Origin of the sequence: Buttiauxella cochleicola (genome assembly GCF_021283185.1) — a bacterium.
Lineage (GTDB): Bacteria > Pseudomonadota > Gammaproteobacteria > Enterobacterales > Enterobacteriaceae > Buttiauxella > Buttiauxella massiliensis.
Map to the genome: position 1 here is coordinate 303,533 of NZ_JAJSOS010000003.1, position 26,121 is coordinate 329,653.

A 26,121-nucleotide genomic window follows, 5' to 3' on the forward strand; every position below is an offset into this window, starting at 1 on the left:
CCAGGTGTCAGAGCGGATACTCAACAACCAGACGACGAGGCGCTACGCGTCCATCATCATCAATTTCGGCCATGCCGATAAATTTGCCTTCATCACCTTCGGTGACGCGGACTAGCCCTTCTACTGGGCTACCTGCCACTTGCACCGGCTGCCCATTCTTGAAGTAACCCGCAACAGCAGGTAATAAATTCACGATTGGGAAGTCTGAAGCCGGACTATCCATTGGCATCAATAATGGATCTAACAGCACCGATGGCTCAATTTCTTGCGCTTGTGCTTGCTCAAGCAATGCATGCAATTGCTCAAGTGTCACCATGCGTTCAACAGGATACTTGCTCACCGCAAGACGGCGCAGGAAAGTCACATGAGCACCACAACCGAGTTTTTCACCTAAATCATCAGTGATGGTCCGGATGTATGTTCCCTTAGAACAGTGAATTTCCAACTCAAGTTCATTGCCTTCATGGCGAATAAACAGAAGTTCGTAAACCGTGATAGACCGCGCTTCACGCGGCACTTCGATACCCTGGCGCGCATACTCATAAAGTGGCTTGCCTTGATATTTCAGTGCGGAGTACATCGATGGAACTTGCTGCGTTTCACCACGAAAGCTATCTAACGCTTGCGCCAACTCTTGCTCGGTAAAGGTTACCGGACGCTCCTGAACGATTGTGCCATCAGCATCAGAAGTATCAGTACGCTGCCCAAGGCGGGCAATAACACGATAACGCTTATCGGAGTCGAGCAGATAACGCGAGAACTTTGTCGCTTCACCGAGGCAAATTGGCAGCATGCCAGTTGCAAGTGGGTCAAGCGCTCCGGTATGGCCGGCACGGTTAGCGTTATAAATACGCTTCACTTTCTGCAATGCATCGTTCGAAGATAAACCCTGAGGTTTATCTAACAATAGTACTCCGTGGATATCACGACCACGACGACGAGGACGACTCATTAATCCTCCTTGCTGTCATCCGTATCGTTTACACGGCGCTCATCATCGTTTCTAATGACGTTAGATACCAGATTCGACATGCGCATACCTTCAACCAACGAGTTATCGTAGAAGAAAGTCAGTTCAGGCACGATACGCAGGCGCATTGCTTTGCCCAGCAAAGAACGAATGTAGCCAGAAGCATCCTGTAAAACCTTGATGCCTTCTTTCACTGCTTGTTCGTCTTTATCGTTCAGGAAGGTTACAAACACTTTGGCATAAGCCAGATCGCGTGACACTTCGACACCAGAAACGGTGGTCATCATGCCCAGACGCGGGTCTTTAATTTCACGCTGCAGGATGATTGCGATCTCTTTCTGCAATTCCTGGGAAACACGCTGTGGGCGACCAAATTCTTTCGCCATAATAAATTCTCCATAAAATCAGGGGGCGCTCGGCCCCCTAAAGATATTAGCTATGTACCCGGCTGATATCAGGCGATGGTACGTTGGATTTCGATGATTTCGAATACTTCGATCACATCACCAACACGCACATCGTTGTAGTTCTTCACGCCGATACCACATTCCATACCATTACGAACTTCGTTAGCGTCATCTTTGAAGCGGCGCAGGGATTCCAGCTCGCCTTCATAGATAACAACGTTGTCGCGCAGAACACGGATTGGGTTGTGACGTTTGACCACACCTTCGGTAACCATACAACCTGCGATTGCGCCAAATTTCGGTGATTTGAACACGTCGCGAACTTCGGCCAGGCCGAGGATCTGTTGTTTCAGTTCCGGAGACAGCATGCCGCTCATTGCTGCTTTAACTTCGTCAATCAAATGGTAGATGACGGAGTAGTAACGCAGATCCAGGCTTTCTGACTCGATAACGCGGCGTGCAGATGCATCAGCACGAACGTTGAAGCCAACCAGAATAGCGTTAGAAGCTGCAGCAAGCGTTGCGTCAGTCTCAGTGATACCACCAACACCGGAACCGATGATTTTAACTTTAACTTCATCAGTAGACAGTTTCAGCAGGGAATCGCTGATCGCTTCAACAGAACCCTGAACGTCCGCTTTCAGCACAACGTTAACTTCAGACACTTCGCCTTCGGTCATGTTGGCGAACATGTTTTCCAGTTTAGATTTCTGCTGGCGAGCCAGTTTAACTTCGCGGAATTTACCCTGACGATACAGAGCAACTTCACGAGCTTTTTTCTCGTCACGAACAACTGTTACTTCATCACCCGCTGCCGGAACACCAGACAGACCAAGGATTTCAACAGGAATAGACGGACCCGCTTCAGTAACTTCACGCCCCATTTCGTCACGCATTGCACGAACACGGCCATATTCGAAGCCACAAAGAACGATGTCGCCTTTGTTCAGCGAACCTTCACGAACCAGAACAGTTGCTACCGGGCCACGACCTTTATCCAGGAAGGATTCGATAACTACACCGCTCGCCATACCATCACGCATTGCTTTCAGTTCGAGAACTTCAGCTTGCAGCAGGATTGCGTTCAGAAGTTCGTCAATACCAGTACCTGCTTTAGCAGATACGTGGATGAACTGGCTTTCACCGCCCCACTCTTCTGGCATGATGCCGTACTGAGACAGTTCCTGCTTAACGCGGTCTGGATCAGCTTCTGGCTTATCGATTTTGTTCACCGCAACGACTACCGGCACCTGCGCCGCTTTCGCGTGCTGGATAGCTTCGATAGTTTGTGGCATTACGCCATCGTCTGCAGCAACAACCAGAACAACGATATCCGTCGCCTGAGCACCACGAGCACGCATAGAAGTAAACGCTGCGTGTCCCGGGGTATCCAGGAAGGTAACCATACCGTTGTCAGTTTCTACGTGGTATGCACCGATGTGCTGGGTAATACCACCCGCTTCGCCAGACGCTACTTTAGTAGAACGAATGTAGTCGAGCAGGGAAGTTTTACCGTGGTCAACGTGACCCATGATGGTAACAACTGGAGCACGTGACTCAGCAACTGCGTCAGTGTCACGGTCGCTCATCAGCGCTTCTTCCAGCTCGTTTTCACGACGCAGGATAACTTTGTGGCCCATCTCTTCGGCAACCAGCTGTGCGGTTTCCTGGTCGATGACCTGGTTAATGGTCGCCATAGCACCCAGTTTCATCATCGCTTTGATGACCTGAGAGCCTTTAACAGCCATTTTGTTAGCCAGTTCTGCAACAGTCACTGTTTCGCCGATAACGACGTCACGGTTAACTGCCTGCGCAGGCTTGTTGAAGCCTTGCTGCAGAGAACTTGGTTTACGCTTGCCTTTACCACCACGAACTGCAGCACGCGCTTCTTCACGGTCAGCTTTAGACTCGCCGTGTTTGCCGCCTTTCTTCTGGCGTGGTGCTTTAGTTGTCGCAGTACGAGCACGAGTACGGCCAGCTTCAACTTCGCGGTCGTTTTCGTCTTCAGCCTGGCGAGCGTGTTGAGAAGTGGTTACATGGTAATCAGATTTGTCGTCTTCCACTTTCTCTTCTTCCGTCCATACACCTGCGTTAGCTTCAGCCATTTTACGGGCCTCTTCAGCTACACGACGGGCGTCTTCTTCTAATTTGCGACGGGCTTCTTCTTCAGCTTTGCGCTTAAGCTCTGCAGCTTCAGCTTCGCGACGGGCTTTATCTGCCTGGGCGCTTTTCGTCATATCGTCTTGTTGATTGCTCACTTTGTCTTTTTCCGCAGCTTCACGTTTCGCTTTATCAGCGGCTTCACGCTTAGCTTTATCTTCAGCTTCACGTTTAGCTTTTTCTTGCGCCTGACGATTGGCAGCTTCCTGCGCCTCACGTTGGGCTTGCTCTTCCGCTTCACGCTGCGCCTGTTCTTCCGCGGCAAGACGTTCTGTCTCTTGCGGATCACGTTTCACAAAGGTGCGCTTCTTGCGGACTTCGATTTGTACCGATTTACTTTTCCCACCGGTACCTGGAATGTTTAAAGTACTGCGCGTTTTGCGCTGTAATGTCAACTTATCTGGCGCAGAACCGTGTTCACGATTCAGGTGCGCCAGTAATGTCTGTTTTTCCTGGGCCGAGACAGAATCATCAGCAGCCTTAGGGATCCCTGCATCAGCAAATTGCTGTACCAGGCGGTCCACGGAGGTCTGAATCTCTGCGGCCAGCGCTTTTACGGTTACATCTGTCATGCTGTTCCTTCCTGCTACAGTTTATTACGCTTCGCCGCCAAACCAGCAGATATTGCGAGCAGCCATAATCAATTCCCCGGCTTTCTCGTTGGTTAAACCTTCAATATCTGACAGATCGTCGACACCTTGCTCAGCCAAATCTTCCAGCGAGCTCACACCGCGCGAAGCGAGTTTAAAGGCCAGGTTGCGATCCATACCTTCGAGGTTCAGCAGATCCTCTTGAGGTTTGTTATCGCCCAGGCTTTCTTCCTGCGCCAATGCCAGTGTGGTGAGGGCGTTTTTGGCGCGATCACGTAATGCTTCCACTGTATCTTCATCAAGGCCGTCAATTTCCAGCAGCTCTTTCATCGGCACGTATGCCAACTCTTCGAGGGTGGAGAAGCCTTCTTCTACCAATACAGTGGCAAAATCCTCGTCGATCTCGAGGTATTTGGTAAAGGTATCAATGGCAGCATGTGCTTCAGCCTGATGCTTGGCTTGCAGGTCATCAACAGTCATAACGTTGAGTTCCCAGCCGCTCAGCTGTGCAGCCAGACGAACGTTTTGTCCGTTACGACCGATTGCTTGTGCCAGATTGCCTGCCTCTACCGCGATATCCATTGTATGTTTGTCTTCGTCAACAACAATGGAAGCCACGTCAGCCGGAGCCATAGCATTGATAACGAATTGTGCCGGGTTATCGTCCCACAGCACGATATCAATACGCTCACCGCCCAGTTCAGTAGAAACTGCCTGAACACGCGCACCGCGCATGCCAACACAAGCACCTACTGGGTCGATACGCTTGTCGTTGGTTTTCACGGCGATTTTCGCACGAGAACCAGGATCACGAGCAGCGGCTTTGATTTCAATAACTTCTTCGCCAATTTCCGGCACTTCAATGCGGAACAATTCGATCAGCATTTCTGGCTTGGAACGGCTAACAAACAGTTGAGCACCACGAGCTTCCGGACGCACAGCATAAAGCACACCGCGAATACGGTCACCTGGGCGGAAGTTTTCACGTGGCAGCATATCTTCGCGAAGAATTACAGCTTCAGCGTTGCTACCGAGATCAAGAGAGATGTTGTCACGGTTAACTTTCTTCACCACACCGGTGATGATTTCACCTTCGTGCTCGCGGAACTGATCAACCACCATTGCACGTTCAGCTTCACGTACTTTTTGTACGATAACCTGTTTTGCAGTTTGAGTAGTGATACGGTCAAAGGTTACAGATTCAATCTGATCTTCAACATATCCGCCAACATTCAGCTCTGGATCTTCGAATTGAGCTGCATCAAGAGTGATTTCACGCGTAGGTTGAGTAACTTCTTCTACAATGACCCAACGGCGGAAAGTATCAAAGTCACCACTTTTACGATCGATGCTAACGCGCACATCAATCTCTTGTTCGTATTTTTTCTTGGTCGCTGTTGCCAGTGCACTTTCCAGCGCTTCGAAAATCTTCTCACGCGGCAGTGATTTTTCGTTGGAAACTGCTTCTACAACAGCCAAAATTTCTTTGTTCATCCTGGGTTTTCACCTCAATCCAAACTATTAAAAGTGGGGTACCAGGTTCGCTTTCTGGATGTTGCTCAGCGCGAACACTTCATCTTTGCCTTCCACCGTAACCGTGATCATCTCACCTTCTACGGCTTTAATAATACCCTGCCATTTACGACGGTTTTGCACGGCCATTCGCAATACAATGCTTACTTCTTCACCGGTAAAACGGACGTAATGCTCGGCGGTAAACATCGGGCGATCAAGGCCTGGTGAGGAAACTTCCAGGTTGTAAGCCACAGTGATTGGGTCTTCGACATCCATAACTGCACTTACCTGGTGACTGACATCAGCACAATCATCAACATTGATGCCATCTTCACTATCAATATAGATGCGCAGCGTGGATTGGCGACCTCGAACAAATTCGATTCCTACCAATTCATAGCCCAGCGCCTCGACCGGTGCTGAAATCATCTCTGTTAATTTTTGCTCTAATGTGGACAAGCCCACCCCCAAGAAATAAAAAAAGGGCATATAGCCCAGTTATTCTAAAGTCAGATAACAAAAAACCCCGATAAATCGAGGCTTTATATAACTGAACCCTGTACACCGCGAATGCGGCTCGGACAATATCCAGGAGAATTTTTTTCTAAATTCTTCGCGAGGCACCATCTGGTGTTCACAGTATATTTGAAAAAGAACTCTCAGGGAAAGTGGTTGCGGGGGCCAGATTTGAACTGACGACCTTCGGGTTATGAGCCCGACGAGCTACCAGGCTGCTCCACCCCGCGTCCGAAAACGTGGCAAATATTACGCCGATATTGCATAAAATGCAAGAAATGCAGATATTTTGGTACCGAGGACGGGACTTGAACCCGTAAGCCCAATCGGGCACTACCACCTCAAGGTAGCGTGTCTACCAATTCCACCACCTCGGCACTTTGAACACGGTAATCACTTCTTACCGTATTGAAGCTTACTACTTACTGCGGGATATCGCTGCTCGGCTTGGTAGGTGCCGCTGGCTGTGACTCAGTTTTTGTTGGCTGAGTTAAATTATCCCACACACTTCCTTTATCGGTTTTGTTGGTATTGAGGTTACCCAGTACCAGGCTGATGATAAAGAACAGCGTTGCTAACACAGCGGTCATGCGGGTCATGAAATTACCAGAACCACTTGAACCGAACAGCGTAGCGGAAGCGCCTGCTCCGAAGGAGGCTCCCATATCAGCGCCTTTACCTTGTTGCAGCATGATAAGACCTACAAGGCCCAGGGCTACAATAAGGAAAACAACTAAAAGAGCTTCGTACATATTATCAACCTGTTCCTTGCGGTATTACCGCATACCAAAGCTTCAAACCAGTCAAGCGGATACGTTTAAGTTTACCCACTGAAGCGGGTGAGAATACTAACCAAAGCCGGGGTCACGCGCAAGGGCAATTTATTCACATTTCACTGACTGGAGAAAAAAACAGCAATACATTTGGATTTGTTTATAAAAAAGGCGGCAAGTGCCGCCTTTTTACACAACCATAGCGATAATAAATTAAACCGCTTTTACGGCATCAGCGATGCGGTTGGCATACTCAATAACCAGCGCTTCATCTTCACCTTCTACCATCACACGGATTAAAGGCTCAGTTCCCGATTTACGCAGTAGCACACGACCACGGTTACCCAGTGCTTCTTCAACTTCAGCGGTCACTTTTTTCACGGTGTCGTGCTCAAGCGGATCGCCACTGCCCGCAGTAAAGCGTACGTTAACCAAAACCTGTGGGAATAATTTCATTCCGCTACACAAGTCATGAAGGCTCATATGGTTACGCACCATAGCGGTAAGTACTTGCAAACCTGCAACGATACCGTCACCAGTGGTGGTTTTGTCCAACAAGATCACATGGCCTGAGTTTTCAGCACCAATTCTCCAGCCTTTTTCCTGTAGTTTTTCCAGCACATAGCGGTCGCCCACTTTTGCACGAGCAAACGGAATACCCAGCTGTTTCAACGCCAGCTCCAGACCCATATTGCTCATCAGTGTACCAACGGCACCGCCGCGCAGTTGGCCCTGACGAAGCCCTTCGCGAGCAATGATGTAGAGGATCTGGTCGCCATCAACTTTATGGCCCAGGTTGTCGACCATGATGACACGGTCGCCATCACCATCCAGTGCAATACCAATGTCAGCTTTCTCAGCCAGCACGCGCTCTTGCAGCATACGCACGTCAGTGGCACCACATTTTTCGTTGATGTTGACGCCGTTCGGTTCACAACCCACGGTAATGACCGTAGCACCCAGCTCACGCAGCACATTTGGCGCGATGTGATAAGTCGCTCCATTGGCGCAATCGACAACAATTTTGAGGCTGCTGAGACTTAACTCATTTGGGAATGTGCCTTTGCAGAATTCGATATAGCGACCAGCCGCATCAACAATACGGCTGGCTTTGCCCAGTTCCGCAGAATCAACACAGGTGATCTCTTTTTCCATTTCCGCTTCAATGGCTTCTTCAACTTCATCCGGCAGTTTTGTGCCGTCGATTGAGAAGAATTTGATCCCGTTATCATAGAACGGGTTATGCGATGCAGAGATAACGATCCCTGCTTCGGCACGGAATGCACGGGTCAGATAAGCAACAGCAGGCGTTGGCATCGGACCGGTGAATGAAGCAGACAAACCCGCAGCAGCGAGGCCCGCTTCGAGAGCAGATTCCAGCATGTAACCTGAGATACGAGTATCTTTGCCGATAATAATCTTACGCGAGCCGTGGCGTGCTAATACTTTACCCGCAGCCCAGCCGAGCTTCAGCACAAAGTCAGGGGTAATCGGGGAATCGCCTACACGACCGCGGATGCCATCTGTGCCAAAATATTTACGGTTACTCATAGCGTTTTTTTTCCTTCGCTGAAAGTGTGGCTTCCACCACGCGCATCGCTTCGACTGACTCTTTTACATCGTGAACTCGAATGATATTAGCCCCTTGCATCGCAGAAATGACTGCACACGCAATACTGCCACTCAGGCGTTGATCCGGCCCGACATTGAGCAGTTGGCCAACCATTGATTTACGCGACATCCCCACCAATAGCGGTAAGCCAAAGTGATGGAATTCGGAAAGTCGGGCTAAAAGTTGATAATTGTGGGTCAGATTTTTACCGAAACCGAAGCCGGGGTCGAGCAACAATTTTTCTTTTGCGATGCCCGCCGCTTCACAGCGTGCTATTTGGTCGATAAAAAAGCGATTCACATCTGCAAAAACATCATCGTAACGCGGAGCCTGCTGCATATTCTTAGGTTCGCCCTGCATGTGCATCAGGCAAACGGGCAAACCAGTTTCAGCGGCTGCTTCAAGCGCGCCAGGTTCTTGCAACGAGCGAATATCGTTGATGATATGTGCCCCAACCCGTGCTGCTTCGCGAATCACTTCAGGTTTGGAGGTATCGACTGAAATCCAGATCTCAAAGCGCTGTGCAATTGCTTCAACGACCGGAATCACACGCGACAGCTCCTCATCTACACTCACGTCAGCCGCCCCTGGGCGCGTCGACTCACCACCAATATCAATAATCGTCGCACCAGCGTTAATCATCGCGTTAGCGTGTTTTAAGGCTTCCACTAACGAATTGTGCTTTCCACCATCGGAAAAAGAGTCTGGCGTGACGTTCAAAATACCCATGATATGAGGATGAGAAAGATCGAGCGTAGTGCCCTGAGCGGTGAGTTTCATCAAAATTCCCTGCATAGACTTTGGTTAAGACAAAAACAAAAACCCCGGGACAAGCCCAGGGTTTTATAGATTACTGCAGTAACATCCGGCAGAGACGACTTATTTATCGCCCAACTGCTCTGACATAGTATTACCAGGATTTGGCGTACGCGGTTCGTCGACCGGACGCGGTGCTCGTGGTGTACCATTGTTATCAGAATTGTTGTTGCCGTTATTTGATTCTTCCCAGCCCGCTGGCGGACGCACATCACGACGATTCATCAGATCATCAATCTGTGGCGCATCGATGGTTTCATACTTCATCAGTGCGTCTTTCATGGTGTGAAGAATATCCATATTTTCATTCAGGAGCTGACGAGCACGAGCGTAATTACGCTCAATCAACAGCTTCACTTCCTGATCGATGATACGTGCAGTTTCATCGGACATATGTTTTGCTTTCGCCACGGAGCGGCCCAGGAACACTTCACCGTCCTCTTCCGCATATAGCAACGGACCGAGTTTCTCAGAGAAGCCCCATTGGGTGACCATGTTACGAGCGATAGATGTTGCTACTTTGATGTCGTTAGACGCACCGGTAGAAACATGCTCAGCACCGTAAATAATTTCTTCAGCAAGACGACCACCGTACAGCGTAGAAATCTGGCTTTCAAGTTTCTGACGGCTGGCACTGATTGCATCACCTTCTGGCAGGAAGAACGTCACACCCAGCGCACGACCGCGCGGAATGATAGTTACTTTATGCACAGGATCATGCTCTGGAACCAGGCGACCAATAATTGCGTGACCCGCTTCGTGGTATGCGGTGGATTCTTTTTGCGCTTCAGTCATCACCATGGAGCGACGTTCCGCACCCATCATAATTTTGTCTTTCGCTTTTTCGAATTCAACCATGGAAACCACACGCTTGTTGCCACGGGCAGCAAACAGAGCAGCTTCGTTCACCAGGTTTGCAAGATCTGCACCGGAGAAGCCTGGAGTACCACGTGCAATGATTGCTGGATCGACATCTGGAGCCAGTGGCACACGGCGGCTATGCACCTTCAGGATTTGCTCACGACCACGCACGTCTGGCAGGCCAACAACAACCTGACGGTCAAAACGGCCTGGACGCAGCAACGCTGGGTCAAGTACGTCTGGACGGTTAGTCGCAGCGATAACGATGATACCTTCGTTACCTTCGAATCCATCCATTTCAACCAGCATCTGGTTCAGTGTCTGTTCACGCTCATCGTGACCACCACCAAGACCCGCGCCACGCTGACGGCCTACGGCGTCGATTTCATCGATGAAGATGATGCATGGTGCCGCTTTCTTAGCTTGTTCAAACATGTCACGAACACGAGATGCACCCACGCCCACGAACATTTCAACAAAGTCAGAACCGGAAATGGTAAAGAATGGTACTTTCGCTTCGCCTGCAATGGCTTTCGCCAGCAAGGTTTTACCGGTACCCGGAGGGCCAACCATCAGCACACCTTTCGGGATTTTACCGCCCAGTTTCTGGAAACGGCTTGGCTCACGAAGGTACTCAACCAGCTCAGCAACCTCTTCTTTTGCTTCGTCACAACCAGCAACGTCAGCAAAAGTGGTCTTAATTTGGTCTTCGGTGAGCATACGCGCCTTGCTCTTACCGAACGACATGGCACCTTTGCCACCGCCGCCCTGCATTTGACGCATAAAGAAGATCCAGACCCCTATCAGCAATAGCATTGGGAACCAGGAGATGAAAATAGAAGCCAGCAGGCTTGGCTCTTCAGGCGGTTCGCCTACTACTTTCACATTTTTGGTCAGCAGATTATCAAGCAGCTTAGGATCGTTAACGGGGATGTAAGTCGTGTATCGGTTACTATCTTTCTTGGTAACTTTGATTTCACGTCCATTGATACTCGCTTCGCGAACCTGGTCTTGATTTACTTCAGACAGGAAAGTGGAGTAATCCACCCTACGGCCGTTTGACTCGCTGGGCCCAAAGCTCTGGAACACAGACATCAGCACAACCGCGATGACCAGCCAGAGTATTAGGTTTTTCGCCATGTCACTCAAGGGATTAACCTCATATTACAACTGTGTTAACAAACAGCGTCAGGGGACTATACTTTTCGCCCAGTCGCTACAATGTACACTTCACGTGAGCGGGCACGAGAAGAGTCCGGTTTACGAACTTTAACTGTCGTAAACAGGGAGCGAATTTCCCGCAGGTACTCATCGAAACCTTCGCCCTGAAACACTTTCACTAAAAAACTACCACCCGGTGCAAGAACATCACGACACATTTCCAGTGCCAGCTCTACTAAATACATAGACCGAGGAATATCAACTGCCGGTGTCCCGCTCATATTTGGAGCCATATCTGACATGACAACCTGAACTTTACTGTCACCAACACGATCCAACAGAGCTTTCACGACTAGTTCATCACGAAAGTCACCCTGAAGGAAATCAACACCAACGATAGGATCCATTGGTAAAAGATCGCAAGCAATGATTCGCCCCTGATTCCCGATTTGAGTCACCACATACTGTGACCAACCTCCGGGAGCAGCACCAAGATCAACAATAGTCATTCCTGGCTTAAAAAGTTTGTCACTTTGCTGTATTTCATCAAGTTTAAACCAGGCACGGGAGCGTAACCCTTTTTTCTGCGCCTGAATTACATATTTATCGCTAAAGTGTTCCTGCAGCCAGCGACTGGAGCTGGCAGAACGCTTTTTACCTGTCATCTCAAATTCCAACTTTGTTCATCGTGAATAGCAGGCTGTAAGAGTTATCAGCACAGCCGATTGGCGATACGGGAGATATGGCGGTAGAATGAACCGTTTTCAATCCCAACGTAAGCAAAAAATACGATGAATCTGAGTACTAAACAAAAACAGCACCTGAAAGGTCTTGCTCATCCGCTCAAGCCAGTAGTTATGCTTGGCAATAACGGTTTGACCGAAGGGGTACTGGCCGAGATTGAACAAGCGCTTGAACATCATGAGTTAATCAAGGTGAAAATCGCAACGGAAGATCGCGAAACTAAAACCTTGATCGTGGATGCCATCGTGCGTGAAACCGGCGCCTGTAATGTACAGGTTATCGGTAAAACGCTGGTGCTCTATCGCGCGTCTAAAGAGCGCAAAATTTCTCTGCCAAAATAAGCAGAGAGTGTGCAAAATGCCACGCTCTGTTAGTTGATAAAAGGCCGCGGTGCGGCCTTTTTCCTTTCTTTACAATACGCCACGCTATAAAAAAGCGTAGCAGATATTATAAATATTCCACTTTTAGTATCTCGAACTCAACATCACCGCCCGGCGTGCGGATAACAACAACATCCTCCTGCTCTTTGCCCACAAGGCCACGAGCAATCGGTGAGTTCACTGAAATAAGATTCTGTTTAAAATCAGCTTCATCATCACCAACAATGCGATAAGTCTGCTCTTCGTCGTTATCCAGATTCAAAACCGTAACGCTCGCGCCAAAAATGACACGGCCATTGTTTGGCATTTTGGTGATATCGATAATCTGAGCGTTGGACAGCTTCGCTTCGATATCCTGGATACGGCCTTCACAAAAACCCTGTTGCTCACGTGCGGCATGGTACTCAGCGTTTTCTTTCAGATCGCCATGTTCGCGAGCATCAGCAATCGCGGCAATAATTTGTGGGCGACGCACAGACTTCAGGAAATCCAGCTCTTCACGTAATCTTTCTGCGCCACGTAGGGTCATCGGAATAGGTTGCATTGTTATACCTCTTCAAAACTTTCCTGTTCAGAATTACCAAACGGCATTCCTGAATCCAGAGCCTGGTTTGCTTTAAATAAGCCAAACCCCTGGCACTAAGCAAAATAAAACTGACCCGGAGCAAAGCACCAGGTCAGGAACGGTTTCCAAATTGACCTGTATTTTACCCTGGAGTTCACTAAGGGTCATCGTTTACTTTGCACTGCGATGCACCGTAGTATGACGATACGTTTCCAGGTTGTTACCGCGAGATTATGCGATTTTTTAGATTTGTCATTGGATTGACCAGCGCTGTGGTGTTTACCGTCCAGGCCGCCAACGTTGAAGACTATACTTCCCAGCTCCCCGCTGGCGCGAACTTGGCTTTGATGGTGCAAAAAATTGGTGCGCCGGCCCCATTGATTGACTATCACAGTCAACAGATGGCGCTGCCCGCAAGTACCCAAAAAGTCATCACGGCTCTGGCAGCATTATTACAATTGGGCCCAGATTTCAGGTTTAACACCACGCTTGAAAGTAATGCACAAGTCAGTAACGGTGTATTACAAGGTGACCTTATTGCCCGATTTGGTGGCGATCCTACGCTAAAACGTCAGGATATTCGCAATATGGTCGCTGTCCTGAAAAAATCAGGCGTACAGCAAATTCAGGGTAATGTACTGATCGACACATCCATATTCGCCAGTCATGACAAAGCGCCTGGCTGGCCGTGGAATGATATGACTCAGTGTTTTAGCGCCCCGCCTGCTGCTGCAATTGTCGACCGAAACTGTTTTTCTGTTTCGCTCTATAGTGCCCCAAAAGCTGATGATTTAGCCTTCATCCGCATCGCTTCCTACTATCCTGTGGTTATGTTCAGCCAGGTTAGAACTCTCGCCAAAGGCTCACCAGATGCACAATATTGTGAACTGGATGTGGTGCCAGGCGACCTGAATCGCTTTACGCTTACCGGCTGCATGACACAACGTGCAGACCCCCTCCCGCTAGCCTTCGCAATACAGGATGGAGCCAGTTACGCAGGCGCGATTTTGAAAGCCGAACTGAAAGAGGCCGGGATAAGCTACAGCGGGACCTTATTGCGTCAGACGCAATCCAATACCCCAGGAACGGTAATTGCCAGCAAGCAATCTGCACCACTGCACGATTTGCTAAAGGTAATGCTGAAGAAATCAGACAACATGATCGCCGATACTGTTTTTCGAACCATCGGCCATAACCGTTTTGGCGTCCCGGGGACGTGGCGTTCAGGTGCTGACGCAGTACGACAAATCCTGCGACAAAAAGCGGGTGTCGATTTAGGTAATAGTATCCTGGTAGATGGTTCGGGGTTGTCTCGACATAATCTGATTTCACCCGCCACCATGATGCAGGTGTTGCAATACATCGCCCAGAATGACACTGAGCTTAACTTTATCTCAATGTTACCGTTGGCCGGTTATGACGGCTCGCTGCAGTATCGTGCAGGCCTACATCAGGCGGGTGTTGACGGCAAAGTTTCGGCTAAGACAGGCTCACTGCAAGGTGTATATAACCTTGCAGGATTTATCACCACTGCCAGCGGCCAGCGCATGGCCTTTGTGCAATATTTGTCAGGCTATGCTGTTGAGCCTGCCGATCAACGTAACCGTCGTATCCCATTAGTGCGCTTTGAAAGTCGTCTCTATAAGGATATCTACCAGAATAATTGAGTTATGAAACTGCTGATTGTTGAAGACGATTTACTGTTACGGGAAGGCTTGGTGCTGGCATTAAACAACGAGGGTTATGCTCTCGATTGTGCAACGACAGCCGCCGAAGCGGATGCACTGATAGAAAGTGGCGAATATGGCATGATCATCCTCGATCTTGGCCTACCAGACAAAGATGGTGCCACCCTTTTGAGGCAATGGCGACGCCGTAGTATCAGTACACCAGTGTTGATATTAACAGCACGTGACGCTCTTGAAGATCGAGTTAACGGTCTGGACTCTGGTGCCGATGATTATCTGGTCAAACCCTTTGCTCTAGCTGAATTACAAGCTCGTACGCGGGCATTGATTCGCCGTTATCAAGGACATAGCGATAACCTTCTTCAGCATGATGATCTGACACTCAACCTGCAGACTCAGCAAGTACTTCTACAAGACCAGGCCGTTGAAATCACGCCAAAAGAGTTCGCGTTACTCACACGATTGATGATGCGAATCGGGCAGACGGTGCACCGTGAAACATTACAACAAGATATCTACAGTTGGCAGGATGACCCTGGCTCAAATACGTTAGAAGTGCATATCCACAATCTTCGACGCAAGCTAGGCAAAGACAGAATAAAAACCGTGCGTGGTGTTGGCTATCGACTGGAGAGCCGAACATGAACAGCATGCGCCAGCGTTTGATGATACTTCTCGCTCTTATTCTTTTGTTTTTCCAGTTAATTAGTGTCATTTGGTTATGGCATGAAAGTCGTGAGCAAATCAGTTTCCTGGTCAGTGAAACGCTGTCCGCCAAGGCACGAAATCAGCATGTAGAGAAGGAGATCCGCGAAGCTATTGCTTCATTGCTGGTTCCTTCTCTGGTGATGATTGGTTTCACATTGTTCTTCTCTTTCTGGGCGATCACCTGGATTACCCGTCCATTGAATCGACTGCGCACCAGCCTTGCTAATCGTTCCGCTGATAATCTTACCCCTCTGCCAATGTATTCAGACATGGAAGAGATGGTTGCCGTCACCAATTCACTGAATCAATTGCTGGCAAGGCTTGACCATACTATTCAGCAAGAACGCTTATTTACTGCCGATGCTGCCCACGAGCTTCGTACGCCATTGGCTGGCATTCGACTGCACCTTGAGTTGATGGCAAACTCAGGCGTTCAGCAAGCTCCTATGCTGTTGGAGCGAATAGATCAGCTGATGCATACCATAGAGCAGTTGCTAATGCTCTCGCGTGCAGGGCAAGCTCTGGCGAGTGGGCATTACGATACGCTGAACTGGCAACGCGACATTATTTCGCCGCTCAAAATGGAAATGGAAGAAATGGTCGCCTCGCGTGAACAATCGATCATCTGGCCAAAGGAAAGTGAAAACATCGTTCAGGGGGATGCCGTACTACTGCGTCTGATGCTGCGTAACCTGCTGGAAAACGCATCCCGTTATAGCCCGGTCAAAAGTAACATTACGGTGTCATTAACTGCTGAGGGTAATGGCGCAACACTTGCGGTGTCCGATCAAGGGCCAGGTATAGACGAAGAACATCGCCAGACGATTACCGATCCTTTCCGCCGTATGGATCAACGTTATGGCGGCAGTGGCTTAGGTTTGAATATTGTTCAGCGTATCGTTCAGCTACATCATGGGAAATTAGCGTTAGAGAGTGGCCCTAAAGAGATTGGTCTTCAGGCGAGCTGCTGGATCCCTGCGCAAAGCCAGTGACTCCCAAATAAAAAAAGGCCGGAAAATTTCCGGCCCCTTCAAAGATAACGTCTTATTTCTGGTAGATGATCTCGACACCTTCGTCGTCATCTTCATCCCAATCGTCATCCCAGTCATCATCTTCTTCTGCTTCTACTGCATCGAGTTGCTGCTGATGATAATCATCCCACATAAACTCGACTTTCTCAGGAGCAACAGGCTGAAGCTCAGTGATTTTCGGGTTAGCAATGATGAAGTCCATTACATCCCAGCACAGCGCGTTAACGCCTTCGCGGTTAACTGCAGAGATCAGGTAGTATTTCTCTTCCCAGCCCATTGCGGTCGCAATTTCTTTTGCACGCGCTTCGGCGTCTTCTTTGCTCATCAAATCGCATTTGTTGAAGACCAACCAGCGTGGCTTCTCAGCAAGTTTCTCGCTGTATTTTTCCAACTCACCAATGATGACTCGGCCATTTTCAACCGGATCTGATTCGTCAATTGGTGCGATATCGATGAGGTGCAATAACACGCGGCAACGCTCAAGGTGTTTCAGGAAGCGGATGCCGAGGCCTGCGCCATCAGCTGCACCTTCGATAAGCCCTGGAATATCGGCAACCACAAAGCTCTTCTCGTTATCCATACGGACAACGCCAAGGCTTGGGATCAGGGTAGTAAACGGATAATCCGCTACTTTTGGTTTTGCCGCAGAGACAGAACGAATAAAGGTAGATTTACCCGCATTTGGCAAACCAAGCATACCCACGTCTGCCAGCAGCAGCAGCTCAAGTTGGATATCACGCTTCTCACCTGGGGTACCCATGGTTTTCTGGCGTGGTGTACGGTTTACAGATGACTTGAAACGGGTATTACCCAAACCGTGCCAGCCGCCTTTAGCAACCATCAGCTTCTGACCATGCAGGGTCATGTCACCCATAGTCTCGCCAGTGCCTTGATCGATAACACGCGTCCCTACAGGGACTTTAACGGTAATGTCTTTACCACGTTTACCGGTACAGTCACGGCTCTGGCCATTTTGACCACGTTCAGCGCGGAAAGATTTCTCAAAGCGATAGTCGATAAGGGTGTTGAGGTTTTCGTCAGCCTCAAGCCACACATCACCGCCATCACCGCCATCACCACCGTCCGGGCCACCTCTGGGAATATATTTTTCACGACGGAAGCTAACGCAGCCGTTACCGCCATCACCTGCTACGACCAGGATCGTTGCTTCATCAACAAACTTCATTTCACTTCTCCGTAAATCATTCGCCCGAACGTTGTACTGGAAGAACAGCTTCGGTTTTGCGCCAGCGTCCCCAAAGACGGTGACCAATGGCTGAATACATCGCACCTGCAACCACGATAAACGCGCCGCAATAACCCACAAGGTTAAGTAACGGCATGGCGAAGAAATCGGGCCAGGCTAACGCTAATAAATCTGAAAATAGCAAAGTAAACAGCGGAGTTAGCGTAATAATGGCGCTAACCTGTGCCGCCTGCCACCGTGCCATGGCTTCTGCCAGTGCCCCATACCCAACCAGTGTATTCAGGCCACAGAAAACTAAACACGCCAGTTGCCAATTACTGAGTTGGAAGATTTTATCCAACTGAGCCAATGGGAAAAGCGCAAGAGTACATAAAGTGTACAGCAAAAAGAGGATCTGTTGCGAGGCCAGGCGGCGTAATAATACCTTCTGCGCCACACCATAGGTGACCCACACTGTCGCCGCCAGAACACCGAAAATCACCCCAAGGGTGTAATCTGTCAGGCGGGTAAAAATTTCTATCAGGCTGGTATTAAAAAACATCACCAACCCGCAAAGAAGCATTGTGGCCCCGATGACCTGCGTACCGCGCATTTTTTCTTTCAGCACAACAACGCTTGCCACCATCATTCCCACTGGGGAAAGCTGGCCAATAACCTGTGATGCCGTCGGGCTTAAATACTGTAGTGATGAACTAAACAGCAAAAAGTTACCGAACAAGCCACCCGTTGCAATCGCGAGTAAGCCCAACCAACGTGGCTTTCTGAACAACGCCAACGGAGGCAATTTTCCGCGTATAGCAAGAATGCTACCCAAACCCAGGCTTGCCATCAGGAAGCGATAAAAAACAACTGTTGGCGGTTCCATTACCGTCAGCACCTGTTTCATCGCTATTGGCAATGCACCCCAGCAAATTGCTGTTGTAAGCGCCAGGAGAATGCCAATCCCTGCCTGCTGTTTCATGATCTAATCCTGCAACCCGAAATCTGAAGAAAATACTTCATTGATTTACCGGTCGCAGAATGTAAAAAGCCCCGCAACGTGTTGCGGGGCTTCTATCCGTTACCGGGACGCGAAAAACTTATTCAGCAACGATGCTGATGAACTTACGGTTTTTCGGACCTTTAACTTCGAACTTAACTTTACCGTCAGTCAAAGCGAACAGAGTATGATCTTTGCCGCAACCTACGTTAGTACCAGCGTGGAATTTAGTACCACGTTGACGAACGATAATGCTGCCTGCCAGAACTGCTTCTCCGCCGAAACGTTTTACGCCCAGACGTTTAGCTTCGGAATCGCGACCGTTACGAGTAGAGCCGCCAGCCTTTTTATGTGCCATTTAATATGCTCCCCTGTATTAAGCGCTGATGCCGGTGATTTTCACATCAGTGAACCACTGACGATGACCCTGCTGCTTACGGTAGTGTTTACGACGACGAAACTTAACAATCTTAATTTTCTCGCCACGACCATGAGCAACAATTTCAGCTTTAACTACGCCGCCATCGACGAAAGGAACGCCGATTTTGATTTCTTCACCATTAGCGATCATCAGAACTTCTGCGAACTCAACTGCTTCGCCAGTTGCGATGTCCAGCTTTTCCAGGCGAATGGTTTGACCTTCGCTTACTCGGTGTTGTTTACCACCACTTTGGAAAACCGCGTACATATAAAACTCCGCTTTCCGCACGCACCCTACGTATGTTTCAGGTGGCGCTATAAATATTCACAATAGGGCGCGAATATTACGCAAAACGAGAGCCTTTGACAAGCCCTGTCATTAAACAGAGTAGAAAAAAAACGCAACATCACACCAGCCGTTTATCTGCCTCGTTTTTTCAGTACAATCTGTACTACATTATTACTCCTCTACCCTCACGTGATTCCATAAAGACATGTGGTAAACAGGACTTTAAGCCAGACTTTTGCGATGAATTTAGAAAAAATTAACGAGTTAACCGCGCAAGATATGGCGGGAGTCAATGCGGTCATCCTTGAACAGTTGAATTCAGATGTCCAATTGATCAATCAGTTAGGGTATTACATCGTCAGTGGCGGTGGTAAACGTATCCGTCCAATGATTGCTGTTCTTGCTGCTCGCACGCTTGGTTATCAGGGAAGCGCGCATATCAATATTGCGGCGCTCATTGAATTTATCCATACCGCGACACTGCTTCATGATGATGTCGTTGATGAGTCAGATATGCGTCGCGGGAAAGCAACGGCTAACGCCGCATTTGGCAATGCCGCTAGTGTATTGGTTGGTGATTTTATTTATACCCGCGCCTTCCAGATGATGACTCAACTAGGCTCGCTCAAGGTTCTGGAAGTGATGTCCGAAGCAGTGAATGTCATTGCCGAGGGTGAAGTTCTGCAATTGATGAATTGTAATGACCCTGATATTACTGAAGAAAGCTATATGCGGGTGATTTACAGCAAAACAGCGCGTTTGTTCGAAGCTGCAGCTCAATGCTCAGGTATTTTAGCTGATGCATCTGCGGAACAAGAACTCGCACTTCAGGATTATGGCCGCTATCTCGGGACGGCTTTCCAGCTTATCGACGATCTTCTGGACTATAGTGCCGATGGCCAAACGCTTGGTAAAAATGTGGGGGATGATCTGAACGAAGGCAAGCCAACTCTCCCTTTACTGCACGCAATGCGTAACGGTAATGCTGAGCAAGCCAAAATGATTCGTGAGGCTATTGAGCAAGGCAACGGGCGTCATTTACTGCAGCCGGTGTTAGATGCTATGGCGGCCTGTGGCTCGCTGGAATGGACTCAACTACGTGCAGAACAAGAAGCTGACAAAGCTATTTCAGCTCTGAATGTTCTGCCTGAAAGCGAGTACAAAGAAGCTTTAATTGCTCTGGCCCGCATGGCTGTTCAACGCGATCGTTAATCTCTATTTAGTGCGCCGTTCAAAGGCGCACTAAGTTTCCAATAAATTCATTCCAGCCCTCAAAACCACTCTCCCTAGCATCCTGTATTCATTGGTTTCATTCACTTTGTGTGTGTTAACACAAATTTGAATTTTTACGCCATTTATTGGAGTCTTTTGGATTAATGCTGTGCTATAACCGCAATTGAGTAAACCGGTAAATAGAAGCGGTTACAGGGAGAAACATGGAAAGTAACAATACTGACTGGCACCCGGCAGATATCATTGCAGGGCTACGCAAACGCGGAACATCACTTGCGGCTGAATCACGGAAAGCAGGTCTAAGCTCTTCTACTTTAGCTAATACGTTGACACGCCCTTGGCCAAAAGGTGAATTAATCATCGCGCAGGCACTGGAAACTTCACCTTGGGTGATTTGGCCTTCACGCTACTACGATCCGCAAACTCATCAGTTCATTGACCGAATGAGCCTTATGCGGAAAAGATAAAAAAAACCGGGCAAGCCCGGTTTTTCTTTTTAACAACGAATTTTATTCGCCGCTATTACCTTTCACACGTTCAATCTTCGCACCTAACGCCTGAAGTTTATCTTCAATGCGCTCGTAGCCACGATCGATGTGGTAAATACGATCAACCACGGTGGTACCTTCTGCGATACAACCCGCCAGAACGAGGCTTGCTGACGCGCGCAGGTCGGTTGCCATTACTTGTGCACCAGACAGCTTCTCAACGCCGTGGCAAATCACTGTATTGCTCTCAATCTCTGCATGTGCGCCCATACGGATAAGTTCCGGGACGTGCATGAAGCGATTTTCAAAAATAGTTTCAGTGATAACACCAGTACCTTCCGCCACGAGGTTCAACAAAGTGAACTGAGCCTGCATGTCAGTAGGGAAGCCTGGGTGCGGCGCAGTACGGATTGTCACGCCTTTCGGACGCTTACCGTGCATATCGAGGCTAACCCAATCTTCGCCAACTTCAACATCGGCACCCGCTTCGCGCAGTTTCGCCAACACAGCATCAAGCGTGTCTGGTTGAGCATTGCGGCAAACAATTTTCCCACCAGAAATCGCAGCTGCTACCAGGAAAGTACCGGTTTCGATACGATCCGGCACCACACGATAAACACCGCCACCCAGGCGTTCAACACCCTGGATAGTAATGCGATCGGTGCCTGCACCAGTGATTTTCGCACCCAGCGTGTTGAGGAAGTTCGCTGTATCAACGATCTCCGGCTCACGGGCTGCGTTTTCAATGATAGTTGTACCTTCAGCAAGAGTTGCAGCACTCATGATGGTGACAGTGGCACCTACGCTAACTTTATCCATCACAATATGCGCGCCCTTCAGACGGCCCTGAACAGAAGCTTTAACGTAGCCTTCTTCCAGTTTGATTTCCGCACCGAGCTGTTCAAGACCTGTAATGTGCAAATCAACCGGACGTGCGCCAATGGCACAGCCGCCAGGTAAAGAAACCTGACCCTGGCCAAAGCGTGCGACCAGCGGACCAAGCGCCCAGATAGAAGCACGCATGGTTTTAACCAGATCATAAGGCGCACAGAAGATATTTACTTCACTGGCATCAATCCACACTGAACCGTTACGTTCAACTTTGGTACCCAACTGGCTTAACAGCTTCATTGTGGTATCAATGTCTTTCAGTTTTGGAACGTTTTGAATCTCAACTGGCTCTTCGGCCAACAGTGCTGCGAAGAGGATCGGCAGCGCGGCGTTCTTCGCCCCGGAGATCGTCACTTCACCACTCAGTCGGGTTGGCCCCTGAACTCGAAATTTATCCATTGCAACTGCTCTCTATTAAATTCAAATCGTTACAACCCGCCGTGGCGAATTGCTCAAAGACCATTAAGTTTACGATCGCGATCCCACTCTTGCGGAGTATAGGTCTTGATGGAAACCGCATGGATACGGTTATCAGCAATCAGCTCCATCAATGGCGCATAAACTGTTTGTTGCTTCTTCACGCGACTTAACTCGGCGAATAACTCACCCACCGCAATCACCTGAAAATGGCTGCCATCGCCTGAGACGTGGACTTCCTGGAGGGGCAGTGCGTTCATCAGCACTGTCTGAATTTCATGATTTTCCATGGGATATAATTCGTCGGTTAAGGAAACAAGCCACACATCTTAGAGGAAAGTGGCGCAGGCTTAAATAAGCAAAAAGCCCCTGATCCAATTAGATCAGGGGCAATGATAGTAACGTTATGAAAACACTAGCCTGCAAATGCAGGAAGGATGTCTTCTGGCAGGTTATAAAGTTTAGTCAGCGTCTGTAAGTTCTCGCTGGCGCCCTGGAGTTCTATCTCAACATTTTGACGTCTGGCGAAATCCACAAGATGAATCAAAAGCGCTAAACCTGAAGTATCAACACGCGATAAACCAGAGAGGTTCAACACTTCGATACCTGCCATAATTTGCTCACGCTGGCGCCATACTGGCCCCACCGTATCGCTATCTAACTCACCCGCCAGGTGCAACGTTGCGGCTTCACGCTGCCAGTTAAGTTCGTCAGCCATTACTTTTTATTTTCCAGGGTAATTGGCAGTTTAGAGATTGATTGCAGCTGAGAAGTCAAACCATCAATCCCTTTGGTACGCAGGATATCGCTCCACTCGTTTTGCTTAGTGGTAATCATGCTGACACCTTCAGCAATCATGTCGTAAGCCTGCCAGTTACCAGTTTGTGTGTTTTTGCGCCACTGGAAATCAAGACGCACAGGTGGACGGCCGTTTGGATCAACGATCGTTACACGAATCGCCACAATGGTGGCATCACCCAGAGGCTGCTCAGGTGCGATTTGGTAGGATTGCCCGTTATACATCGCAAGCGCCTGGCCATAAGCCTGTTTCAGATACGCTTCGAACGCTTTGAAGTAGGCATCACGCTGTGCAGGGGTTGCATCTTTGTAGTAACGACCCAGTACCAGTGCACCCGCGTATTTCACCTGCACATATGGCAGAAGTTCCTGCCCAACAACTTCACGCAAATAATCGGGATTTTGACGAATTTTAGACTGCTCATTTTTCAATCGGTCAAATGTTTTTTGCGCCGCTTCGCCCATCAGTTTGTATGGGTTGCTTTGATCCGCAGCATTCGCCAGTGGTGCGATAACCAACATGGCAATCATAATAAGTCTTTTAAACATTAAACTTTTCCTCTTAGATTAGTGCGTCGTGCCAGGCTGTGGCGCTGCACTATTATTCTCTGAATCCTGCGATGAGGAATCCTCTGATTTCTGATTATCGCCATTACCGCTCTTATACAAGAATTGGCCAATCAGATCTTCCAGCACCAGGGCTGATTTAGTGTCCTGAATCGTGCCGCCCTCTTTAAGGATAGATGAACCGAGTTCAGGGTCATCAAAACCAAGGTTCAGTGCGAGGTATTGCTCACCGAGTAAACCTGAAGTGCGGATAGCCAACGAACTGGTGTCAGGAATATGGTTATAGCGTTCTTCGATATCCAGAGTGACTCTCGGTAAGTAAGTTTTTGGATCAAGCGTAATGTCATCAACGCGTCCAATCACCACGCCGCCAAGGCGTAATGGAGAACCGGTTTTCAAGCTACCGATGTTATCAAACGTCGCGTAAACCCGATACGTTGGCTCACTGCGCAGCGAAGTGACATTAGCCACTTTCAGACACAAGAAGACGATGGCTGCCAATGCAATAATTAAAAATGCCCCAACCCCAGTTTCAAATTTCTTAGTTTGCATGAACTTAATTCCCAAACATCAGTGCAGTGAGCACAAAATCCAGCCCTAAAACGGCCAATGAAGCGTGCACAACGGTTCGTGTTGTTGCCCGGCTAATCCCTGCGGACGTAGGAATAGCATCGTAGCCATTGAATAACGCAATCCAGGTCACGGTTATCGCAAACACTACGCTCTTGATAACACAGTAAATCAGATCGGTACGCCAGTTGACGGCATCTTGCATGGCAGACCAGAAGAACCCAGAATCGATTCCCTTCCAGTTCACACCAACTAATGCCCCTCCCCACACCCCTACTGCGACAAAGATAAGCGTCAGTAATGGCAAGGAAATTACACCAGCCCAGAAACGAGGAGAAACGACACGGCGCAAAGGATCAACCGCCATCATCTCCATACTGGAAAGCTGTTCTGTTGCTTTCATCAGGCCAATTTCTGCGGTCAAAGCCGAACCTGCGCGTCCGGCAAACAACAGCGCTGCCACGACAGGCCCAAGCTCACGCAATAGAGACAAGGCAACCAGCATCCCCAGGCTTGATTCCGCACTATAAGTAGTCAGAACTAAGTAGCCCTGCAAGCCAAGAACCATGCCGATAAACAGACCAGAAACGATAATAATCAGCAGCGACAATACGCCGACGTTATACAGCTGGCGAATCAGCAATGGCGCATGTTTGCGGAATTCCGGTTTCCCCACCAGCGCATTAAAAAGCATTATCCCGGCCCGGCCGAATGACGCGCAGGTTTTCAGTCCCCGCTGCCCGAACGATGCCAGTGCATTAAAGAGCATGAGTAACTTAACTCCCTGTTTTTGATAATAAGTCATTCCGATAATCCGTTGCCGGATAGCGGAACGGTACTGGCCCATCGGCTATACCATCAAGGAACTGACGAACCCGAGGGTCACAATTTTCGCGCAAGGCGGTTGGAGTCCCTTCAGCGACGATATGCTGATCTGCTGCAATATAGGCGTAATCCGCGATGCTCAGCACTTCAGGTACATCATGCGAAACCACAATACAGGTCACACCCAGTGCGCTGTTTAATTCTGAAATGAGTTTAACCAGCACACCCATTGTAATAGGGTCCTGACCAACGAATGGCTCATCAAACATAATAAGGTCAGGTTCGAGAGCTATGGCACGCGCAAGTGCGGCTCGTCGAGCCATACCGCCAGAGAGTTCGTTTGGCATCAGTTTAGCGGCCCCACGTAATCCCACCGCCTCCAGCTTCATCATAACGGTGCTATGCAGCAACTCCTCCGGTAAGCGGCGATGTTCGCGAAGCGGATACGCCACATTTTCGAAGACGTTGAGATCGGTAAATAACGCGCCGGATTGAAACAGCATGCTCATACGTTTACGCACGTTATATAGTCGTGAGCGCGACATTGCCGGCACGTTTTCACCGTCGAACAGGATTTCGCCATTGTCAGGCTGAATTTGACCACCAATCAGCCGCAGCAATGTCGTTTTACCAATGCCCGATGGCCCCATGATGGCTGTAATTTTGCCACGGGGCACGTTCAGGGAAATATTGTCAAAGATGCGCCGACTGCCGCGAGTAAAACTAACATCGCGAATTTCGACCAGATTCGTCTGCGTCTGGCTCATCATCTTTCCTTTTATCAAGTTCACGGACGAAGCATTGGATAGCAACTCAGTTCCAACCCAACATTTTCACAGAATGTTATCAGCCCTGATTAGCGAAAACTGGCATTTGTTTTACTTTTCTGCCACATAAAGTCAGAATTAAGAATTCATCATGGCCTACAGATCTGTATGCT

The 26,121-nt window shown here is 48.9% G+C and carries 28 protein-coding genes and 2 tRNA genes; 6 read left to right on the forward strand and 24 right to left on the reverse strand.

The window, feature by feature from the left end; translation table 11 throughout:
• Nucleotides 1-7 precede the first annotated feature (7 nt).
• The 12 genes from truB to rlmE all read right to left on the reverse strand — a co-directional run bounded on the left by truB (nucleotide 8) and on the right by rlmE (nucleotide 12,046).
• Complete coding sequence (gene truB / locus LVQ76_RS06720; RefSeq protein WP_232921270.1) at nucleotides 8-952, reverse strand: tRNA pseudouridine(55) synthase TruB; 945 nt, start codon at nucleotides 950-952, stop codon at nucleotides 8-10.
• The gene (gene rbfA, locus LVQ76_RS06725) at nucleotides 952-1,356 is read right to left on the reverse strand and encodes a 30S ribosome-binding factor RbfA (RefSeq protein WP_034459684.1); all 405 of its coding nucleotides are present in this window, start codon (nucleotides 1,354-1,356) and stop codon (nucleotides 952-954) included. Before rbfA ends, truB begins: the two co-directional genes overlap by 1 nt.
• A gap of 68 nt (nucleotides 1,357-1,424) precedes the next feature.
• On the reverse strand, nucleotides 1,425-4,109 hold the full coding sequence (gene infB / locus LVQ76_RS06730; protein ID WP_232864703.1) for a translation initiation factor IF-2: 2,685 nt from the start codon (nucleotides 4,107-4,109) through the stop codon (nucleotides 1,425-1,427).
• 24 nt (nucleotides 4,110-4,133) lie between these two features.
• Nucleotides 4,134-5,621, reverse strand: coding sequence for a transcription termination factor NusA (nusA, locus tag LVQ76_RS06735; protein WP_064555429.1), 1,488 nt, complete (start codon nucleotides 5,619-5,621; stop codon nucleotides 4,134-4,136).
• A 27-nt stretch (nucleotides 5,622-5,648) separates the two neighbouring features.
• Nucleotides 5,649-6,101, reverse strand: coding sequence for a ribosome maturation factor RimP (rimP, locus tag LVQ76_RS06740; RefSeq protein WP_151992992.1), 453 nt, complete (start codon nucleotides 6,099-6,101; stop codon nucleotides 5,649-5,651).
• Between the two features lie 210 nt (nucleotides 6,102-6,311).
• Nucleotides 6,312-6,388, reverse strand: a tRNA-Met gene (locus tag LVQ76_RS06745).
• Between the two features lie 60 nt (nucleotides 6,389-6,448).
• Nucleotides 6,449-6,535 (reverse strand) — tRNA-Leu (locus LVQ76_RS06750).
• 45 nt (nucleotides 6,536-6,580) lie between these two features.
• Nucleotides 6,581-6,910 carry a preprotein translocase subunit SecG gene (gene secG, locus LVQ76_RS06755; RefSeq protein ID WP_034459692.1) on the reverse strand — a complete coding sequence of 110 codons (330 nt, stop codon included), beginning with the start codon at nucleotides 6,908-6,910 and terminating at the stop codon, nucleotides 6,581-6,583.
• Nucleotides 6,911-7,144: 234 nt separating this feature from the next.
• On the reverse strand, nucleotides 7,145-8,482 hold the full coding sequence (gene glmM / locus LVQ76_RS06760; protein WP_034459694.1) for a phosphoglucosamine mutase: 1,338 nt from the start codon (nucleotides 8,480-8,482) through the stop codon (nucleotides 7,145-7,147).
• The gene (gene folP, locus LVQ76_RS06765) at nucleotides 8,475-9,323 is read right to left on the reverse strand and encodes a dihydropteroate synthase (RefSeq protein WP_232864704.1); all 849 of its coding nucleotides are present in this window, start codon (nucleotides 9,321-9,323) and stop codon (nucleotides 8,475-8,477) included. The genes glmM and folP overlap by 8 nt, the downstream gene beginning before the upstream one ends.
• A 99-nt stretch (nucleotides 9,324-9,422) precedes the next feature.
• Nucleotides 9,423-11,360, reverse strand: a complete 1,938-nt coding sequence (gene ftsH, locus LVQ76_RS06770; protein WP_232864705.1) for an ATP-dependent zinc metalloprotease FtsH — start codon at nucleotides 11,358-11,360, stop codon at nucleotides 9,423-9,425.
• 56 nt (nucleotides 11,361-11,416) lie between these two features.
• Entirely contained in the window at nucleotides 11,417-12,046 is a 630-nt protein-coding gene (gene rlmE, locus LVQ76_RS06775; RefSeq protein WP_064514064.1) for a 23S rRNA (uridine(2552)-2'-O)-methyltransferase RlmE, read from the reverse strand.
• A gap of 126 nt (nucleotides 12,047-12,172) precedes the next feature.
• Between rlmE and yhbY the strand changes: the two genes are divergently transcribed.
• A complete protein-coding gene (yhbY, locus tag LVQ76_RS06780; RefSeq protein ID WP_064514066.1) occupies nucleotides 12,173-12,466 on the forward strand; it encodes a ribosome assembly RNA-binding protein YhbY in 294 nt (97 codons plus the stop codon).
• Nucleotides 12,467-12,572: 106 nt separating this feature from the next.
• Here the strand turns inward: yhbY and greA are convergent, their stop codons facing one another.
• Nucleotides 12,573-13,049, reverse strand: coding sequence for a transcription elongation factor GreA (gene greA, locus LVQ76_RS06785; RefSeq protein WP_034459707.1), 477 nt, complete (start codon nucleotides 13,047-13,049; stop codon nucleotides 12,573-12,575).
• A gap of 254 nt (nucleotides 13,050-13,303) precedes the next feature.
• On the opposite strand from greA, the gene dacB reads away from it, so the two are divergent.
• Genes dacB through pmrB form a run of 3 tightly spaced genes read left to right on the forward strand, consistent with a single transcriptional unit; the run spans nucleotide 13,304 to nucleotide 16,458 of the window.
• On the forward strand, nucleotides 13,304-14,737 hold the full coding sequence (gene dacB, locus LVQ76_RS06790; protein ID WP_232864706.1) for a serine-type D-Ala-D-Ala carboxypeptidase: 1,434 nt from the start codon (nucleotides 13,304-13,306) through the stop codon (nucleotides 14,735-14,737).
• Nucleotides 14,738-14,740: 3 nt separating this feature from the next.
• On the forward strand, nucleotides 14,741-15,403 hold the full coding sequence (gene pmrA / locus LVQ76_RS06795) for a two-component system response regulator PmrA (protein ID WP_232921271.1): 663 nt from the start codon (nucleotides 14,741-14,743) through the stop codon (nucleotides 15,401-15,403).
• Nucleotides 15,400-16,458 carry a two-component system sensor histidine kinase PmrB gene (gene pmrB / locus LVQ76_RS06800; protein WP_232864708.1) on the forward strand — a complete coding sequence of 353 codons (1,059 nt, stop codon included), beginning with the start codon at nucleotides 15,400-15,402 and terminating at the stop codon, nucleotides 16,456-16,458. Before pmrA ends, pmrB begins: the two co-directional genes overlap by 4 nt.
• A 52-nt stretch (nucleotides 16,459-16,510) precedes the next feature.
• On the opposite strand, the gene cgtA is transcribed toward pmrB, so the two are convergent.
• The 4 genes from cgtA to rplU all read right to left on the reverse strand — a co-directional run bounded on the left by cgtA (nucleotide 16,511) and on the right by rplU (nucleotide 19,371).
• Nucleotides 16,511-17,683, reverse strand: coding sequence for an Obg family GTPase CgtA (gene cgtA / locus LVQ76_RS06805; protein WP_232864709.1), 1,173 nt, complete (start codon nucleotides 17,681-17,683; stop codon nucleotides 16,511-16,513).
• Nucleotides 17,684-17,699: 16 nt separating this feature from the next.
• Nucleotides 17,700-18,665 carry a DMT family transporter gene (locus LVQ76_RS06810; RefSeq protein ID WP_064514076.1) on the reverse strand — a complete coding sequence of 322 codons (966 nt, stop codon included), beginning with the start codon at nucleotides 18,663-18,665 and terminating at the stop codon, nucleotides 17,700-17,702.
• Nucleotides 18,666-18,783: 118 nt separating this feature from the next.
• A complete protein-coding gene (gene rpmA, locus LVQ76_RS06815; protein WP_024549632.1) occupies nucleotides 18,784-19,041 on the reverse strand; it encodes a 50S ribosomal protein L27 in 258 nt (85 codons plus the stop codon).
• Nucleotides 19,042-19,059: 18 nt separating this feature from the next.
• Nucleotides 19,060-19,371, reverse strand: coding sequence for a 50S ribosomal protein L21 (gene rplU / locus LVQ76_RS06820; RefSeq protein ID WP_034498836.1), 312 nt, complete (start codon nucleotides 19,369-19,371; stop codon nucleotides 19,060-19,062).
• Between the two features lie 261 nt (nucleotides 19,372-19,632).
• Between rplU and ispB the strand changes: the two genes are divergently transcribed.
• Together ispB and sfsB are read left to right on the forward strand one after the other, a co-directional pair.
• A complete protein-coding gene (ispB, locus tag LVQ76_RS06825) occupies nucleotides 19,633-20,604 on the forward strand; it encodes an octaprenyl diphosphate synthase (protein WP_232864710.1) in 972 nt (323 codons plus the stop codon).
• Nucleotides 20,605-20,828: 224 nt separating this feature from the next.
• On the forward strand, nucleotides 20,829-21,092 hold the full coding sequence (gene sfsB, locus LVQ76_RS06830; RefSeq protein ID WP_151992984.1) for a DNA-binding transcriptional regulator SfsB: 264 nt from the start codon (nucleotides 20,829-20,831) through the stop codon (nucleotides 21,090-21,092).
• Nucleotides 21,093-21,134: 42 nt separating this feature from the next.
• Here sfsB and murA read toward each other — a convergent pair whose 3' ends face one another.
• The 7 genes from murA to mlaF all read right to left on the reverse strand — a co-directional run bounded on the left by murA (nucleotide 21,135) and on the right by mlaF (nucleotide 25,948).
• Entirely contained in the window at nucleotides 21,135-22,403 is a 1,269-nt protein-coding gene (gene murA / locus LVQ76_RS06835) for a UDP-N-acetylglucosamine 1-carboxyvinyltransferase (protein ID WP_034459732.1), read from the reverse strand.
• Nucleotides 22,404-22,456: 53 nt separating this feature from the next.
• Nucleotides 22,457-22,711, reverse strand: coding sequence for a BolA family iron metabolism protein IbaG (gene ibaG / locus LVQ76_RS06840; RefSeq protein WP_151992983.1), 255 nt, complete (start codon nucleotides 22,709-22,711; stop codon nucleotides 22,457-22,459).
• A gap of 125 nt (nucleotides 22,712-22,836) precedes the next feature.
• A complete protein-coding gene (gene mlaB, locus LVQ76_RS06845) occupies nucleotides 22,837-23,139 on the reverse strand; it encodes a lipid asymmetry maintenance protein MlaB (RefSeq protein ID WP_232921272.1) in 303 nt (100 codons plus the stop codon).
• On the reverse strand, nucleotides 23,139-23,768 hold the full coding sequence (gene mlaC / locus LVQ76_RS06850; RefSeq protein WP_232921273.1) for a phospholipid-binding protein MlaC: 630 nt from the start codon (nucleotides 23,766-23,768) through the stop codon (nucleotides 23,139-23,141). The genes mlaB and mlaC overlap by 1 nt, the downstream gene beginning before the upstream one ends.
• An 18-nt stretch (nucleotides 23,769-23,786) precedes the next feature.
• Entirely contained in the window at nucleotides 23,787-24,338 is a 552-nt protein-coding gene (mlaD, locus tag LVQ76_RS06855) for an outer membrane lipid asymmetry maintenance protein MlaD (RefSeq protein WP_134184814.1), read from the reverse strand.
• 4 nt (nucleotides 24,339-24,342) lie between these two features.
• Complete coding sequence (gene mlaE, locus LVQ76_RS06860) at nucleotides 24,343-25,125, reverse strand: lipid asymmetry maintenance ABC transporter permease subunit MlaE (RefSeq protein WP_064514217.1); 783 nt, start codon at nucleotides 25,123-25,125, stop codon at nucleotides 24,343-24,345.
• Between the two features lie 7 nt (nucleotides 25,126-25,132).
• On the reverse strand, nucleotides 25,133-25,948 hold the full coding sequence (gene mlaF, locus LVQ76_RS06865) for a phospholipid ABC transporter ATP-binding protein MlaF (protein ID WP_064514090.1): 816 nt from the start codon (nucleotides 25,946-25,948) through the stop codon (nucleotides 25,133-25,135).
• Nucleotides 25,949-26,121: the final 173 nt, after the last annotated feature.